Source organism: Candidatus Thalassolituus haligoni (assembly GCF_041222825.1).
Taxonomy (GTDB): domain Bacteria; phylum Pseudomonadota; class Gammaproteobacteria; order Pseudomonadales; family Oceanobacteraceae; genus Oceanobacter; species Oceanobacter antarcticus.
The window spans coordinates 2,721,448-2,737,294 of record NZ_CP139482.1 but is presented as its reverse complement, the minus strand read 5'-3'; the positions used below and the strand labels follow the sequence as shown (position 1 = coordinate 2,737,294).

10 protein-coding genes are annotated in these 15,847 nt (G+C 55.8%); 4 read left to right on the top strand and 6 right to left on the bottom strand.

Annotation, left to right across the window (positions count from 1 at the left end; genetic code table 11):
- Positions 1-35: 35 nt before the first annotated feature.
- The 4 genes from smc (at position 36) to SOJ49_RS12135 (ending at position 8,087) form a co-directional block, all read left to right on the top strand.
- A complete protein-coding gene (smc, locus tag SOJ49_RS12150) occupies positions 36-3,548 on the top strand; it encodes a chromosome segregation protein SMC (protein WP_369854774.1) in 3,513 nt (1,170 codons plus the stop codon).
- A gap of 103 nt (positions 3,549-3,651) precedes the next feature.
- Complete coding sequence (locus SOJ49_RS12145; RefSeq protein WP_369854773.1) at positions 3,652-5,004, top strand: cell division protein ZipA C-terminal FtsZ-binding domain-containing protein; 1,353 nt, start codon at positions 3,652-3,654, stop codon at positions 5,002-5,004.
- Positions 5,005-5,085: 81 nt separating this feature from the next.
- Positions 5,086-7,161 carry an NAD-dependent DNA ligase LigA gene (ligA, locus tag SOJ49_RS12140; protein ID WP_369854772.1) on the top strand — a complete coding sequence of 692 codons (2,076 nt, stop codon included), beginning with the start codon at positions 5,086-5,088 and terminating at the stop codon, positions 7,159-7,161.
- 131 nt (positions 7,162-7,292) lie between these two features.
- Positions 7,293-8,087 carry a hypothetical protein gene (locus tag SOJ49_RS12135; protein WP_369854771.1) on the top strand — a complete coding sequence of 265 codons (795 nt, stop codon included), beginning with the start codon at positions 7,293-7,295 and terminating at the stop codon, positions 8,085-8,087.
- On the opposite strand, the gene SOJ49_RS12130 is transcribed toward SOJ49_RS12135, so the two are convergent.
- The 6 genes from SOJ49_RS12130 to SOJ49_RS12105 are packed head-to-tail and all read right to left on the bottom strand — an operon-like array spanning position 8,075 to position 15,696.
- Positions 8,075-9,925: a BatD family protein gene (locus tag SOJ49_RS12130; RefSeq protein ID WP_369854770.1), complete on the bottom strand. Its 1,851-nt coding sequence runs from the start codon at positions 9,923-9,925 to the stop codon at positions 8,075-8,077. The genes SOJ49_RS12135 and SOJ49_RS12130 overlap by 13 nt on opposite strands.
- The gene (locus SOJ49_RS12125) at positions 9,919-12,009 is read right to left on the bottom strand and encodes a VWA domain-containing protein (RefSeq protein WP_369854769.1); all 2,091 of its coding nucleotides are present in this window, start codon (positions 12,007-12,009) and stop codon (positions 9,919-9,921) included. The genes SOJ49_RS12130 and SOJ49_RS12125 overlap by 7 nt, the downstream gene beginning before the upstream one ends.
- Positions 12,009-13,073, bottom strand: a complete 1,065-nt coding sequence (locus tag SOJ49_RS12120) for a VWA domain-containing protein (RefSeq protein ID WP_369854768.1) — start codon at positions 13,071-13,073, stop codon at positions 12,009-12,011. Before SOJ49_RS12120 ends, SOJ49_RS12125 begins: the two co-directional genes overlap by 1 nt.
- A complete protein-coding gene (locus tag SOJ49_RS12115) occupies positions 13,070-13,702 on the bottom strand; it encodes a DUF4381 domain-containing protein (protein WP_369854767.1) in 633 nt (210 codons plus the stop codon). The genes SOJ49_RS12120 and SOJ49_RS12115 overlap by 4 nt, the downstream gene beginning before the upstream one ends.
- Position 13,703: 1 nt before the next feature.
- On the bottom strand, positions 13,704-14,723 hold the full coding sequence (locus tag SOJ49_RS12110; RefSeq protein WP_369854766.1) for a DUF58 domain-containing protein: 1,020 nt from the start codon (positions 14,721-14,723) through the stop codon (positions 13,704-13,706).
- Positions 14,724-14,736: 13 nt separating this feature from the next.
- On the bottom strand, positions 14,737-15,696 hold the full coding sequence (locus tag SOJ49_RS12105; protein WP_369854765.1) for an AAA family ATPase: 960 nt from the start codon (positions 15,694-15,696) through the stop codon (positions 14,737-14,739).
- Between the last annotated feature and the right edge of the window lie 151 nt (positions 15,697-15,847).

The following is a 15,847-nucleotide window of genomic DNA, read 5'->3' as shown; positions in this document are numbered from 1 at the left end:
ATAGCGGGCTGTCGTCTCCAGCCCACCGGATTCCTATGCGCCTGAAGGCCATCAAACTCTCTGGCTTCAAATCTTTTGTCGATACGACCACCGTCAGCTTTGATACCAACATGACCGGTATCGTTGGCCCCAATGGTTGTGGCAAGTCCAACACCATTGATGCCGTCCGCTGGGTGATGGGGGAAAGCTCGGCCAAATACCTGCGCGGCGACTCCATGACGGACGTCATTTTTAATGGATCTTCCGAGCGCAAACCGGTTGGCAAGGCCAGCGTCGATCTGGTGTTTGACAACAGTGATCAGACCTTAAGGGGCGAGTACGCCGCCTACACCGAAATCAGCGTACGCCGTCAGGTTACCCGAGATGGCCAGTCCACCTACTTTCTGAATGGCAGCCGCTGCCGTCGCAAGGATATTACCGACCTGTTTCTTGGCACCGGCCTGGGGCCGCGTTCCTATGCCATTATCGAACAGGGCATGATTTCTCGCCTGATTGAGGCCAAACCAGAAGAGCTGCGGGTGTACGTCGAAGAGGCCGCAGGTATCTCTCGCTACAAGGATCGTCGCCGCGAGACCGAGAACCGCATGCGACGTACGCTGGAAAATCTTGAGCGTCTGCAAGACATCCGCGATGAACTCACGCGCCAGCTCGGTCATTTACAACGTCAGGCCGAAGCGGCTGAAAAGTACAAGGCGCTGAAAGCCGAAGAGCGGCAAAAGAAGGCTCAACTGCAAGCCCTGAAGTGGCAGCAGTTGGATCAGGACTATCGGAAACGGGAGTTGTTCATTACAGAACTGGACACCCGTTTTGAAAAACACCGCTCTGAACAAGTCAGGATTGACGCGGATTCCGAAGCGCTGCGGCTGTTACAGAGTGAAGACAATGAGCGGTTCCAGGCTGTTCAGGGTCGCTTTTACGAAGTTGGTGCTCGAATTGCCCGACAAGAACAAAAGATAGAACACCAGTCGCAAATGTCGCTGGAGCTGGATCGTAATCTGGCGGAAGCCGAACGGCAGCTGGAAGCCTGTCAGATTGCCCTGGAAGCCGACCAGCAGCAGCTGGATAACCTCGAAGCCGAGCGACTGCAACAGGAGCCAGAACAGGAACTGCTGGCAGAATTATTACTCCAGGCCAAAGACCAGCTTGATGATGCCGAACGCGAACAATCCCGCTGGCAGGATGACTGGCAGCAGTTTACCCAGCGTGCCGGTGAGCCCGCCCGGCAAGCGGACGTCGCACACACACGCATTCAATCCCTCGACCAGCAGTTGCTGCGATTGCAACAACAGATACACAAGTTGCAAGGTGAGCAACAGCAGTTGCAAAACAACCCCGAACTCGACGAAATCCAGTTACTGCAAGAGGAAGCCGCCGAATATGAACTGCAAGCGGAAGAACAGCAGCAACGTGTCGACAGCAGTCGGGAGCAGGCCGAACGAGTCCGTGCCGATATCGAGCAACAGCGGCAACAGGTGGAAACCGGTCGGCAGCAGCTGAATCTGCTCAGTAACCGCAAGGCCACACTGGAAGCCCTGCAAAAAGCGGCGCTGGGGCAAAGCAGTGATGCCATGGCACGTTGGCTCGAAAGCCGACAATTGTCACGCAAACCCCGTTTGGCAGAACGACTGCAGGTTGAAAGTGGCTGGGAAACCGCCGTGGAAGCGGTATTAGGCGACTACCTGCAGGCGCTGGTGATCGATAATCTGGACATGGCGAGCCAATGGCTGGACAGCTTGCAGGAAGGCAACCTGGTGCTCTGGTCGGGTCTCGAACTACCGCCGTCAGATTCTCCGCTGGCGTCTGACTCATTGTTACAACGGCTGCAATCTCCCTACCAACTGGGCGATTTACTGGCTCCGGTTCGAACCATTGGTTCACTCGATCAGGCGCTGGCCCGGCGGCAGGAGTTGGCTCCGGGTGAAAGCTGGATGACGCCCGATGCGGTACGGGTGGGTCGTGACTGGTTACGAGTGCAACGCCAGGCGGAAAGTCAAGGCAGTGTACTGGGCCGCCAGCAAGAACTGGAATTACTGCTGGAGCAATGGGACCAGCTCGATATGGATGTTGAAGAATGGGAAGCAGAATACGAAGCGGCACGTATGCGTCTGCACGGACTGGAGCAGCAACGCGACGCCGCCCAGCGTGAATGGCAACAAGTGAACAGCCAACTGATGACCTTACAGGCCCAGCTTTCAGCCCATCAGGCACGAGCAGAACAGTTTGCGCAACGCAGCCAGCGTATCGACGATGATCTGGCTGAAGCTCGTGAACAGCAGGCGTTATTACAGCAAGAACTGGAAGAAACCCGTATGCAATGGCAGCAAGCCAGTGATGCCATAGAACTGTACGGCGATGAACGAGATCAGCTGCTGTTGCAGCGGGACAGTAAGCAACAGCAACTGGACGATGCCCGTTCAGTGTTACAGCAGCGGCAGCAGGGAGCCCATCAGGCAGAACTGGGCCAGCGTGAGCTGGATAGCCGCATTCAGGGGCTGAACACCGCCATCCAGCGATTAAGCGTCCAGCTGGAACAGTGGCGCAGTCGAAAACAGACTATACTGTCAAGCCAGAAACAGGATCACAGTATTGATCTGACGCACTTGAAAGAAGAATTGCAGCAACTATTGGAACAGCGTCAGCAAGCTGAACAGCAGGTACAGGAAGCTCGTTCCCGCTTGGAACGTTCAGAGACCGGCTTGCGTCAGCTGGAACAACAACGTAGCCAGGCGGAACAGCAAGCACTGGATGTACGTAACCAGCTCGAAGCGGTACGAATGGAATGCCAGGCACTGGATATACGTCGTCAGGCACTGATTGAACAACTGCAAGAAGAGAAACTCACCCTGAAAGAAGTACTGGATAACATGCCAGATGAAGCGGATCCCGAGCAGTGGCAGCAGGATCTGGCGGATCTTGGTGAACGTATTCGCCGGCTCGGCAATATCAACCTGGCAGCGATTGATGAATACCGCCTGCAATCCGAGCGCAAGACATATCTGGATGCCCAGAACAACGACCTGGAAACCGCGCTGGCGACACTTGAAAGCGCAATCCATAAAATTGACCGGGAGACCCGTACCCGCTTTAAAGAGACCTTTGATAAAATCAATAACGGACTGGCAGAGCTGTTTCCCAAAGTCTTTGGTGGTGGCCATGCCTGGCTGGATCTGACCGATGACGATTTGCTGAATACCGGTGTCGCTATTATGGCGCGCCCTCCGGGCAAGAAAAACAGCACCATTCACCTGTTGTCTGGTGGGGAGAAAGCATTAACGGCCATTGCCCTGGTGTTTTCCATCTTCCAGTTGAATCCGGCACCGTTTTGTATGCTCGATGAAGTGGATGCACCACTGGATGATGCCAATGTCGGACGTTATGCCAAACTGGTAAAAGCGATGTCAGACAAGGTGCAGTTTATTTTTATTACCCACAACAAAATTGCGATGGAAATGGCATCCCGGCTGCTGGGAGTCACCATGCAGGAACCGGGCGTATCAAGACTGGTCTCCGTTGATGTAGAGGCAGCCACAGAAATGATCGAACAGTAGCGATAATCTGGAAATAGAACCGGAAGAATAACGGGCAGCCTACAACGGGTTGTATGAGACATCAGATCCAGTTGCCCGACAAAACACAAACGATGAGGACGTTATGGAATTGACCTGGAAAACGGTCATGATATTGCTGGGTTTACTGGCAGTCGTGATTATTGTAGTGGATGGCATACGACGTATGAAACGTGCTCGCGCCATGGCACTGAAGCTGGATATCAGCAAAGATTTTAAATTTCCGGAAGGTAACCACAACCCGGAATTACCCGGTGGCCGTTTTCGGGTTGTCGGTAATCCGGCAGCAGCGGAGGCAGACGCAGACGCCCGCGTCAGTGCGCCAGATACGGATACCCGGCTTGATGGATTTGCAAATACAGCAGATGGCGTGCCTGACTTGATATCAGAGGACGATCGTAGCGCCTTGAATGAACAACGTCATGCTGCAGAGAACCCACTGATGGAGAGCGGAGCTGGCGACGAGTCGATCAGCGAGTCGATCAGCGATGGCGATGAACTGGCAGCTCCCCGCAGGGAAGCATTTCATGCGCTCGAACCCGATGGCCTCGAATCCGATGAGCAGGCCCTGCAGCAAAATCTCCATAGTTGGCTGAACTCTCGCAGCCGTGAGCTGGAGGAAACACCCGCAGATCAGGCTCCCGCCGCCATTATTCCAAAAGCCCGGCCAGTCAATCTGGATGAAGCCGTGCCGCTGTTGATGACGGTAGAAGCGTTGGGCGAACGCAATGTCATTATCGAACCGGAGTTGCACGTTGAAGTGCAGGATACCGCTGACGAGCAACCGCTGACGGCAGAGGACGACGAAGCAGACCCACTGCTGGCCGATGCTGACTATCAAGAGAGCGGTCAAGCGGGTGAGCAAGAGACGGTTCATCTGGAAGATGAAATTGCCCAGCAGGAAGAGCAGGGCGCTGACCAGGGCAGTGAGTTGATTATCTATGCCGGGGACGATGCCGAGCAACTGTCCACCCGTGCGGCGGCAGAGGTGGTACTGGTGATTCATGCCCGCGCCCGCGAAGACGCCGGATTTTCAGGCCGTTCTCTCTTACACCTGTTTGATGGTTGCGATTTACGTTACGGCCAGGAACAAATCTTTCATCGATTTGAAGATGCAGATGGCAAGGGGCCAATCCAGTTTTCGGTCGCTCAAACCTATGAACCCGGTGTTTTTAGCCCGGCTAGCATGGAAGATGAGCACTTTTCCGGGTTGACGTTCTTTTTAAGCTTGCCGGGAGCAAAGCGTCCGTTAGAGGCTTATCAGGCGATGTCTGAAATGGCGCGCCTGTTGGCAGACCATCTCAACGCCGAACTCAAGGATGCGACTCACAGTACCTTCACCAAACAAACGGTCGAGCATGATCGTCAGCAAATTCTCGAATATGAACGTCGGCAAGCCTTGCTGGCGAAAAAACAGGCTGCGGGCAAGCGACGTTAACTTCGTTGCCAGCTTATTGCCGAACAACCGAACCCTTCAGGCGCGGCACTGACCGCGCTTGCCAGTGCGAGCCAGATAGTCATGTCTTCCCCAGATACATCGTCAACCCAGTCCAATGTGTTACCGACGCAAGCCCGCACACGTATTGAACAGCTGCGTCAGCAAATCAACGACCACAATCATCGTTATTACGTATTGGATGAAGCGGCGATTCCGGATGCGGAATACGACCGCCTGATGCGTGAACTACAGACGCTGGAAGCGCAATATCCTCTATGGATAACTGCCGACTCTCCAACCCAGCGAGTAGGGGCAGAGCCACTGGCGGCGTTTGATCAGGTTCAACATGAACTACCCATGTTGTCGTTGGATAACGCCATGAACGCGGAAGAGTTTGCTGCGTTTTATCAGCGTATCCGCGATCGCCTGAAAACGACGGACGAGATTGAACTGGTTTGCGAACCGAAACTGGATGGCCTGGCCGTCAGTTTGCTTTATGAGCAGGGCAAGCTGGTACGGGCAGCAACCCGAGGTGATGGCCAGACCGGCGAAGACATCACCCGTAACGTACGTACCATCAACAACGTACCCTTACGCCTCCAGGGTGACGCCTGGCCACGACGTATTGAAGTGCGTGGTGAAGTGTACATGCCCAAAGCCGGGTTCGAGGCCTACAACGCCAAAGCCAGGGCTGCGGACGAAAAAGTGTTTGCCAACCCGCGTAATGCGGCGGCTGGCTCACTACGTCAGCTTGACGCTCGTATTACCGCCAAACGGCCGCTGGAATTCTGTGCTTACAGCATCGGCATCGTGTCGGATGAATTTGGGCTGGCAACGACACATCGCGGGATTCTGGATCAGATTCAGGGTTGGGGTATCCGCATTAACCCGGAAACCCGCACTGCGAATGGTCTGGAGCAGGCGCTCGATTGCTATCGGCTGTTAGGAGAAAAGCGCCACCAGCTGGGCTACGAAATTGATGGTTCAGTGTTCAAGGTGAATGCGCTGGCATTGCAGCAACAGCTGGGATTTGTCGCCCGCGCGCCACGTTGGGCGATTGCCTATAAATTTCCGGCGGTGGAGCAGATGACACGCTTGCTCGGGGTCGACTTCCAGGTTGGTCGTACCGGCGCAGTAACCCCGGTGGCACGACTGGAACCCGTGCATGTGGCCGGAGTGACCGTCAGCAATGCCACGCTGCATAATATGGATGAAGTGGCGCGCCTGGGTGTGCGTATTGGCGATACTGTGATTGTGCGCCGGGCGGGTGACGTGATTCCCCAGGTGGTCTCCGTGGTACTGGAGCAACGGCCGGAACACACCGATGCCATTCTGATACCGGACAGCTGCCCGGTGTGTGACTCGCTGATTGAAAAGGTGGAAGGTGAAGCCGTGGCCCGTTGTACCGGTGGCCTGGTGTGTGCCGCGCAACGCAAGGAAGCGATCAAGCACTTTGCCTCGCGCAAGGCGCTGGATGTTGAAGGCCTGGGCGATAAACTGATTGAACAGCTGGTGGCGGCCGATCTGATTGATTCCGTCGATGACCTGTTTCACCTGACGCTGGAGCAGTTGTCCGGTTTGGAGCGTATGGGGGAAAAATCGGCAACCAACGTACTGGCGGCACTCGACAAGGCCAAACAGACCACACTGGGCCGTTTTTTGTATGCGCTGGGTATTCGCGAAGTCGGCGTAGTGACTGCCCAGAGTCTGGCGGATCATTTCGGTTTTTTGCAGCGGATTATGGATGCCAGTATTGAGCAATTACTGGACGTTGCCGATGTGGGCAGCGTTGTTGCCAGTCATGTCGTCAACTTTTTTGCTGAAGCCCACAACCGTACCGTGATCGAGCAACTCAAAAACGCCGGAGTGGTCTGGCCCGAAGGGGAGCCGGTCAGAGCGGCTGCCGAAGACTTGCCACTGGCCGGGCAAACGGCCGTGATTACCGGTACGTTGACGGCGTTGTCCCGTGATGAAGCCAAAGCCCATTTACAAACCCTGGGTGCCAAGGTGACCGGCAGTGTTTCGGCCAAAACCGACTTTCTGGTAGCGGGTGAAAAAGCAGGCTCAAAACTGGCCAAGGCGACTCAGCTTGGGGTCAGCGTCTGGGATGAGACCCGGTTACTGGCCGTACTGGAAGAACATGGTATTCATGTCTGATATACATGCTGATATACATGCTGATATACATGGTAGGAGGCCCCTTGGGGCCGAATGATGTGAATGATGTCTGCTTGAGTCAATGATGGGTAAGATGGGTACGCTGATATTGGTTAACAGGGGGCAGGGATGTGAAGCGACCAGGATACGCACTCATACAGGCACGAATACAAGCACCACAGACATCGCAAGCAGTACTCGTACACAAGTTGGCCATGGCGGGTCGTGTTGGTAAACGCATCAACGCGTTTTTACTGCCGGTGTTACTCGCGGCGTTGCTTTCCGCCTGCTCCACACCACAGCCAAAAAATATCAACGACGTCTGCGCCATCTTTGATGAACAGTACGACTGGTATTCCGCATCAAAAGCAGTGGAAGATCATTATGGCATTCCCATTCCGGTCACCATGGCGTTTATTCATCAGGAATCCCGCTTCATCGGCGATAACCGGCCACCGCGCAAATGGTACTTCTGGATTATTCCCGGTGGTCGGCCATCCACGGCCTATGGTTATGCCCAGGCTCTGGATACCACCTGGCGTGAATACCAGCAAAAAACCGGCCGCTGGAGTGCCGATCGGGATGATTTTGAAGACGCCGTCGATTTTGTTGGCTGGTACAACCTCAACAGTGTCAAGCGTGCGCATATTCGCCCCAACGATGCCTATCGCCTGTATCTGGCTTATCACGAAGGCGCTGGTGGTTACTTGAAAGGCAGCTATCAGCATAAAAAATGGTTATTGGATATCGCCCGCAAGGTTGACCAGCGGGCCCGTCGTTACACCAGTCAGTTGCAACAATGCCGCGACTCGCTGGACGACGGCTGGTTCTGGCGTGGCCTGTTTGGGCAAGCCCCTTTTTCAGTACCCTTGTCTCCCGCTCAGCAAGCCATCGCAGCGCGGGTGTTATGGTCTCAGGCTGGATAAAGGCTGTCGTTCAGGCCGTGATCAGGCGCTTTTCCCTGCATACCCTGTTGCTTGCGCCAATTATCCAGTCGGGTATGCAACTGTTTGCCATCGAACCTCGCGTTATCCGCTACGGGGGCGTAAAGGCTGGCATCCAGCTGTTGCAGTAGTGTCGCCAGCTGCGGATCATGGGCGTGTTCCGCCAGCTGATCGAGCCGCTGTATCCGGGTATCTGCCATCTCGTGGTGGAGCCAGGCCAACAGGGCGGTACGGATTGCACGGGTGTTACCCTGGTTGCATGCGGTTGTCAGACTGGACCAGCTGCCCAGACCGCCAGCTGTATGACCGTTGGTCGGTGCTGACGGTCGACGATTACGGCGCCTCCACCAGTACAGTGTCAGCAGGTTGGTACACAGCAGAATCAGCGCGAGAATCCAGCCAATCAGCCCTGTTGTATTGATACCATGAATACTTTCCCGATGGCTGGCCGCCATGCCATCTGTGCTGTTCGCTACTGGTTGGCCTGACTGGGCTTGAGCGGATGCCGTCTGCGGGTAGTTGGCCCCGGCGGCTGCAAGCGTGTTGCCACCGGTTGGCGGGTTAGTGCTGGTATGAGCCGGATTCGGTAATACTGTCAGCGTGCGTGCTGGCAGGGTAGCGTATTGCAGTTGATTACTTTGGGTGTTCCACCATGGAATGCGCACTTCGGGCAGGATTACCTTGCCAGCCACGGTTGGCACCATGGCTACGGCTTGTTGAAACTGGCCGCTGATGCCGTTATCACTGACGTCATCATGGTACTCCGACTGATCTGGATACTGCTTCAGGCCGGTGGGTTGCGGCAAATCCGGCAAGACGATCTGACTGGCCGACATCCTTTCTGTATTGATAGTTAGCGTTCGCGTAATCGGTTCTCCAGCCTGCCATTGCTCCGGGTCGGCACTGAACTGTTCTGTCAGGCTGAGCTGATGCGCGGGTAGCCAGGGAGCAGTAGGGTAGGTGGCAGGAATCGGCAGAATCTCCAGTTCGAGCGGCCGCGTGACGGCGGAAATCATGGTGCGTTTACCACCCCAGGGATCGCCGCTGTTTTGCACAATGCCGACGGCCTGGAAGCGTTGACCGGGTATCACCAGCTTGCCGGCTTTTTCCGGGTAAATAACGTAACGCCGCTCATAAACGCCGACCCGTTCGCCGTTGAGCATACTGGTGTATTGTTTGGGTTCGCCGAGCATTTCGACGCGGGCGTCTTCAACATCAAGGTCGCTGAGATTGGCATCGCGATGGTTCACCCGGTAGTAGAGTTTCTCGGTGTAGAGAATTTGTCCCTGTACATAGCGCTCTGATTGTTGATCCAGCTGGATATCAAAAAAGGCGTATTTGTCGTCTTGTTCCTTGATGCTGCTGGATAACGGATCAACCCGGATAGTGAGTGGCTGGCTGCGTTCGCCCTTGAATTCAATTGCCGGAATGGTCAGTGTCCCCGTGCGTTTGGGCACCAGTGTCATGGTCCATTCGGTGCGTGAGCTACTGTCGCCATTAACCGAGCGCATGCTGTTCATGCGGTTTGGCCCTTGCACAATGTCGAAATCCTGTTTGATGGTCGTCAGATCCGGTGAACCAAAAATGATTTGCGGGTCATGGCTCAAGGTCAATTGCAGGGTTTCCTGTTCCGCTAAACGACTGCGGTCGACGCTGGCGGTAAAGCTGTCAGCCAGCAAGCGCGGGCTGATCAGCATCAGTGCCAGTAATAGCAGTACTGCGCGTAGCGGCTGTGCAGTGGTTTTGAATAACGGCGGGGTCTGGTATTGGAACGCTGAACCGAACCGGATCCGCAGCCGGAATCCTCGCTGAATTACCATAAAACGTCCTCTGGCGGCTGATCTTTCGATTGCTGGGAATACTGGTATAAAAACTTGCGCTGCAGCAGCTTGCCCGGCTGGTCGGGAACCCGGTTGAGCCATTGGCGCAGGCTGGCTTGTTCTTCCGGACTCAGGTGCTGGAGGCTATCAGTGGGAATATCACCAAGTGCGCGTTGCGGGGCTTGAGTGCCGTCGGCGGCATCGTCGGACACGGATGCCGAGTCTTTGGCCTCATTAACGGTATCCTTTGCTGAATTTTTGCCACTTTGTGGGTCGGATTGATCGCCATCTTTGGCCTGCGGGTTGTTGCTGGCATCTTGCTGTGGTTGATCCGGTTGATCTGACGCGGATTGCTCTGACTCTTGTCCCTGTTGTGGGTTTTGTTGTTGGCCCTGTTGTTGGCCCTGTTGTTGCTGACCCTGTTGTTGATTATCAGGTGGCTGATCCTGACTCGGGTTCTGACCTTGCTTGCCATCAGCGGAGGATGGCTGCTGTTGCTTGTCGCCAGACTGATTTTGCCCACCGGACGGTGCTGACGCATCGTCTTTTGATGGATCCGATTGATCCGATTGATCCGATGGATTCTGTTGCTGATTCTGCTGTTGGTTTTGCTGTTGCTGCTTCAGTGCTTGCTCGACCAGATCGCGGTTTTTACGTGCATCCTCCATCTCCGGTTGTTGCTGCAGTGCTTTATCGTAGGCGGCCAATGCATCTTCATAGCGGCCTTGCTGTGCCAAGGCATTACCCTGGTTGTAGTGGCCAGTGGCACTGCTGTCACTGGCGAAGGCGTCGGCTGCTGCCTGATAGTCTCCGGCACGATAAGCCGCCGTGCCACGCCAGCTCGGGTCTTCAAATTTGCTGGCGGCAGCGGCAGGGTCGGTTTGCAGTAATTCGGCACCCTGTTGATCCGGCGTTGACCATAAATCTTGCCATTGCAGGCCCATACTGGTGGCTGCGGCGGTAGCGCTGGTGGTCGGGATATCAGCGGTACTATCGGCATAGCCGGGAGGTGCCGATAACAAACCGAACGGCAGTAACAACAGTAACCACCAACTGGCCAGCACACCACGGCGAAATCCTGCCAACGCCAGTGGTAGCAACAACAACAGTAGCCAGAAACCTTCGTCTTGCCAGAGATCAAACTGCGGCTGCTGGTCGCTGCGGCTGGCGTCAGCGCTGTCGGCTGACTCAGGGGATGTGGCTGAGTTGGGTGTCATCGGTACAACCGCTTGCCAGTCGTCATCCAGCAAGGTCATGGCATGCCAGGGTACCCCGAGTTGTTGTTGCAGTTGGGCCAGTGGGCGGGTATCGAGGCCGGGCAATACAATCGTGCCATCACCGTCCTGAAGGAAACCGCCGGTGGGTAACGGGATCGGTGCGCCTTGCTGGCTGCCAACTGCAATCACTCCGAGGTGGAAGCGGTTCTGATCCAGTACCTGGTTGATGCGGTTGACATCTTTCGACTGGATACCATCGGTAATCAGTAACAGGTCGGCGTGGTTATAACCGCTGTCCTGCACCAGCTGCTGGGCCAGTTCGATGGCGCGGTCGGGGCGGCTGCCGGGGCTGGGCATAATAAACGGCGACAAGGCGGGCAGCAGATTGGCGATGGTGCCAGTGTCGTTGGTCACCGGGGTAACGGTATGGGCATCACCGGCATAAGTGATCAGTGCGGTCTGGCCATCCCGGCGGGTGTTGAGAATATCGGTGATCTTTTGTAGCGCCCGTTCCGCGCGGGAGGGTTTGATATCCTGGGCGGCCATGGAATACGACATATCCAGCAGTATCACCAGCACCTGCTGATTCTTGTACACCGGCTGAGGCAGTTTCTCCCACGTTGGCCCGGCCACAGCCAGCGTCGCCAGCAGCCAGCCCAACGCCAGCCAGATCAGTCCCGGACGTCGTCCCTGGGCCGGTTGCTGCTCGACCATATAGTCCAACAATTGTGGATCCATCAGGGTTTGCCACTGCTGCGATGACAGTCGGCGGCGGCTGGCTTGCCACAATAACAGCGCGGCTGGCAATAGCAGCCAGAGCCACTCGGGGCGAATAAAATGAAAGGCGGTCACTACGTCAGAATCCATCACAACTGCTGTTTACCTCGTGAGCCTGAACGACGAATGGCATTGTGTAGCCAGGTGAAATCCACTATCCGGGCAAGTGCCAGTAACAGTGATAACGCCAGCGCCAGCCCCAGTGGCTGATCATACAGACTGTGCTGTGGCCGAAAAATTTCCGGATCTTTCTCGGTGGGTTCGAGCTGGTCGATCAGGCCATAAATCTGGTTCAGCTCATCGATATTACGAGCACGAAAGAAGGAACCGCCAGTTTTTTGCGCAATAGTGGTGAGTGTCGGCTCGTCAAGGTCTTGTGAGGGGTTGACCCGACGATTGCCAAACAGGCCCGGTACTATCATGGAGTCGGCCCCCAATGCGATGGTGTAAATACGTACCTGGTTCTCGGCGGCCAGTTCTGCCGCCTTGAGTGGCTCGATTTCTCCAGCGGTATTGGCACCATCGGTTAACAGCACCATCACTCGGCTATTCGCGGGATGGCTGAGCAAGCGTTTGATGCCCAGACCAATGGCATCACCGATCGCCGTTTGGTCACCTGCCAGCCCAATCTGGGCTTCAAGCAGGTATTTGCGCACGGTTTCCCGATCAAAGGTTAAGGGGGTCTGGATATAGGCATTGGAGCCAAACAGAATCAGCCCCAGACGGTCGCCCTGACGCTGGTCGATAAAACGATTGACGACATTTTTAACGGCCGTTAGACGATCGACCTGGTGGCCATCAATTACCATATCCGGCCGTTGCATGCTGCCGGAAATATCCACTGCCAGCAGCAGATCCCGGCCACTGGTCGGTAAGGAGACTGCTTCTCCCAGCTGGTAGGGTCGTGCCAGTGCAATGATCAGTAAACACCAGATCAGACTGATGGTCAGCATCTTCCACCAGCCCGTACGGGTACGGGAATCAGTGGCCGTTTGGCCAGTCCAGTCATCCAGCTGGCTGACTCGTAGCGCTGATTGTTCCGGTTTGATGGCGGGTAATAACCGCCGCACCAGTAATGGTAATGGCAGCAATAGCAAGGCCCAGGGCCAGTACCACTGCAGTGACGTCAGGGCGGTCAGTGAGAACCAGCTCATGATTGTGGTTCCTGTTGCTGAATGACGTGTGCCGTTGTGACGGAGTTGGATGATGGCATTACTGGTGTAGTGGGTGTAGTGGGTGTAGTGGGTGTAGTGGGTATGACAGTGGCTTCGACCAGCCAATTGAGCATGCTTTGATGCAAGGTTTCCAGCTGTTGATCGTCGATATTCGCCAGCAGTGCGTAGTGCCCGTGTTGCAGCAACCGACGGCTATTGTCATCAAAATCGTGGTTGGGATAGCAGCGCTGCAAAAATGCCAGCCAGTCGTCGCCGTGCAGGGTTGTTGCTTGCGGGGCGTAGCGTTGACACCAGAGTTTCAACGTCGCTTGCAGAGTCAGTAGATAACGGTCGGTCTGGCGCTGCTGCAGCCATTCTGTTCTGGCTTGTTGCAAACGGGTTTGTAAGGACTGGCAATAGGCGCGGGTTTGTCGCCGTTGTTGCCAGGGCAGCCAGAGGCGCAAATAACCAACATAACATGCCGCAGCCAGCGCCATCAGCACGGCAACACCCAGCAGCCACCAACCGAGAGCGGGCCAGCCAGACACCGGGTCGGGTAAATGTATATCCGCCAGTGGCAGTTGTGCCGGTGCGGCAGTGGCAGGGTGTGGGACGGGATGGGTGGCCATTTTATCCTCCTGTTGCCGTGGTCAGGCCAAGCCCGGAGAGCAAGGCCCGTAACGGATCATCGGCGGTTGAAATGGTCAGCAGTGGCATACGCAACCGCATCATGTGCTGTTGCAAGCGTTGTTGTTGCTGCTCAAACCGGTGCTGATGGTCGTGTTGCTGCTGCTGCGATGAACTGTTGATCAGATCGCGCCGCTGGCCATCGCTGAGCGTCAGCCAGCCGTTGGCAGGCAAGCGGGCTTCGAGCGGATCGTATATCTGCATCGCGGTCAGATCGCAGTGGCGACTGAGGTCAAACAGCTGGGCTTCGGCGTCAGCATTCATGCCGTGCCAGTCGCTGATAAAGTAGATGCTGGTTCCCGGTTTGGCGATGCGGCGCAGATGCAGACAAATGTCGGTCATGCGCTGTTGTGACGAGGGCCTGTTGGCCGGACGGTCTTGCCTGGCCGTTAGCGAAGATGCGGCTGACAACGCTGGTTCCCGGCTCCCCGGAGGTCGCTTGTCGTAAAGGGTGGCCAGGCCATTAATGACCTGCAGCTGTTGCTTGTTGCCAGGCTTCGGACGTAGATCCAGCTCCTGGTCGTCATTAAATATCAATGCCCCAAGGCGATTGCCTTCGGCAATGGTGGCCCAGCCCAACAGGGCGGTGAGATCGGCGGCCAATAGCTGCTTGAGTGTCCGGCGGCTGCCAAAATTCATGCTGGCGCGTAAATCGGTCACCAACAGTACGGGGCGTTCTTTTTCTTCCTGGTAGACCTTGATATGAGGGCTGCCGGTACGGGCAGTCACGCGCCAATCCATCGACCGAATATCATCACCGGGCAAATACTGGCGATTTTCAGCATAGTCCAGACCGCGCCCTCTGACGCTGGACAAGTGGTTGCCTGCCCGGGTGCTGAGTACCCGTTTCTGTTTGCGTAATGGCACGCGCCGGGCTAGCTGACTGAGACGGGTCAGCCGTGCAGGATCAAACTGACTGCCATGATGGAACAGGTTCAGGGTCTGGTCGGTTGGGTAGCTCATGAGTGGTCGCCTGTCAGAGCACGGGAACCAGCGACAGCAGAGTGTCTATCACCTGATCGGTTGTTTTACCGCTGGCTTCTGCTTCAAAACTCAGCAGCAGGCGATGACGCAGTACATCGTGTACGACTGCTTGTACATCGTCCGGGCTGACGTAATCACGACCGGATAGCCAGGCGTGGCTACGGGCACAGCGCTCCAGTGCAATGGTGCCACGGGGGCTGGCGCCGTATTCGATCCAGTTGGCCAGTTCGGTGTTATAACGGCCCGGATCCCGGCTTGCCATAATCAGCTGCACAATGTACTGCTCTACTGCTTCGCTCATATGCAACGCCAGGGCCTGCTGGCGGGCAGCAAAAATATCTTCTTGGGTCAGCATTTTCAGCGGTTCTGCTGTGCTGTCGATGGCTTCGCCACGGGCCAGTCGCAGAATTTTTAATTCGGCATCGGCATCAGGGTAATCAATACGGACATGCATGGTAAAGCGGTCGAGCTGGGCTTCGGGCAGTGGATAGGTGCCTTCTTGCTCAATCGGGTTTTGGGTCGCCATTACCAGAAACAGGGGCGGTAAGGGTCGGGTGACACCGGCAACCGTCACCTGACGTTCGGCCATGGCTTCCAGCAAGGCGCTCTGCACCTTGGCCGGTGCCCGGTTAATCTCATCCGCCAGAATCAGGTTGTGGAAAACCGGCCCGGGCTGGAATTCAAAATTGTGGTGTTCGGGGCGATAGATTTCAGTGCCGGTGATGTCCCCTGGCAGCAAGTCGGGGGTAAACTGGATACGTTTGAAATCGCCTTCCATGTTCTGGGACAACGCATTGATGGCCTTGGTTTTGGCCAGCCCGGGAGCGCCTTCAACTAACAGGTGTCCGTCGCTGAGCAGTGCGATCAGTAAACGATCAACCAGATGAGGCTGGCCAATAATCCGGCTTTGCAAGGCGGTACGAAGACGTTGAAATCCTTCTTGCTGGGTCATGGAATGTTCCTGTCATGTTACATTTTTAAGCCATCGGAGCAGCCATCTGCCACCGGCGATAGTGGGCTGGACTGACGCTCAGATGGGGGCGGATGAACTAAGTTCAAGCTTTCGTTGGAGAATTGATTCCGGCATGGTGTGGTAACTTGTC

What these genes read in the sequence shown, in the direction of transcription:
- SOJ49_RS12120 (WP_369854768.1), bottom strand. Translation starts at nt 13,073, where the DNA reads ATGAGCTGGTTCTCACTGACCGCCCTGACGTCACTGCAGTGGTACTGG.
- SOJ49_RS12145 (WP_369854773.1), top strand. Translation starts at nt 3,652, where the DNA reads ATGGAATTGACCTGGAAAACGGTCATGATATTGCTGGGTTTACTGGCA.
- SOJ49_RS12130 (WP_369854770.1), bottom strand. Translation starts at nt 9,925, where the DNA reads ATGGTAATTCAGCGAGGATTCCGGCTGCGGATCCGGTTCGGTTCAGCG.
- SOJ49_RS12125 (WP_369854769.1), bottom strand. Translation starts at nt 12,009, where the DNA reads ATGGATTCTGACGTAGTGACCGCCTTTCATTTTATTCGCCCCGAGTGG.
- smc (WP_369854774.1), top strand. Translation starts at nt 36, where the DNA reads ATGCGCCTGAAGGCCATCAAACTCTCTGGCTTCAAATCTTTTGTCGAT.
- SOJ49_RS12115 (WP_369854767.1), bottom strand. Translation starts at nt 13,702, where the DNA reads ATGGCCACCCATCCCGTCCCACACCCTGCCACTGCCGCACCGGCACAA.
- SOJ49_RS12105 (WP_369854765.1), bottom strand. Translation starts at nt 15,696, where the DNA reads ATGACCCAGCAAGAAGGATTTCAACGTCTTCGTACCGCCTTGCAAAGC.
- ligA (WP_369854772.1), top strand. Translation starts at nt 5,086, where the DNA reads ATGTCTTCCCCAGATACATCGTCAACCCAGTCCAATGTGTTACCGACG.
- SOJ49_RS12110 (WP_369854766.1), bottom strand. Translation starts at nt 14,723, where the DNA reads ATGAGCTACCCAACCGACCAGACCCTGAACCTGTTCCATCATGGCAGT.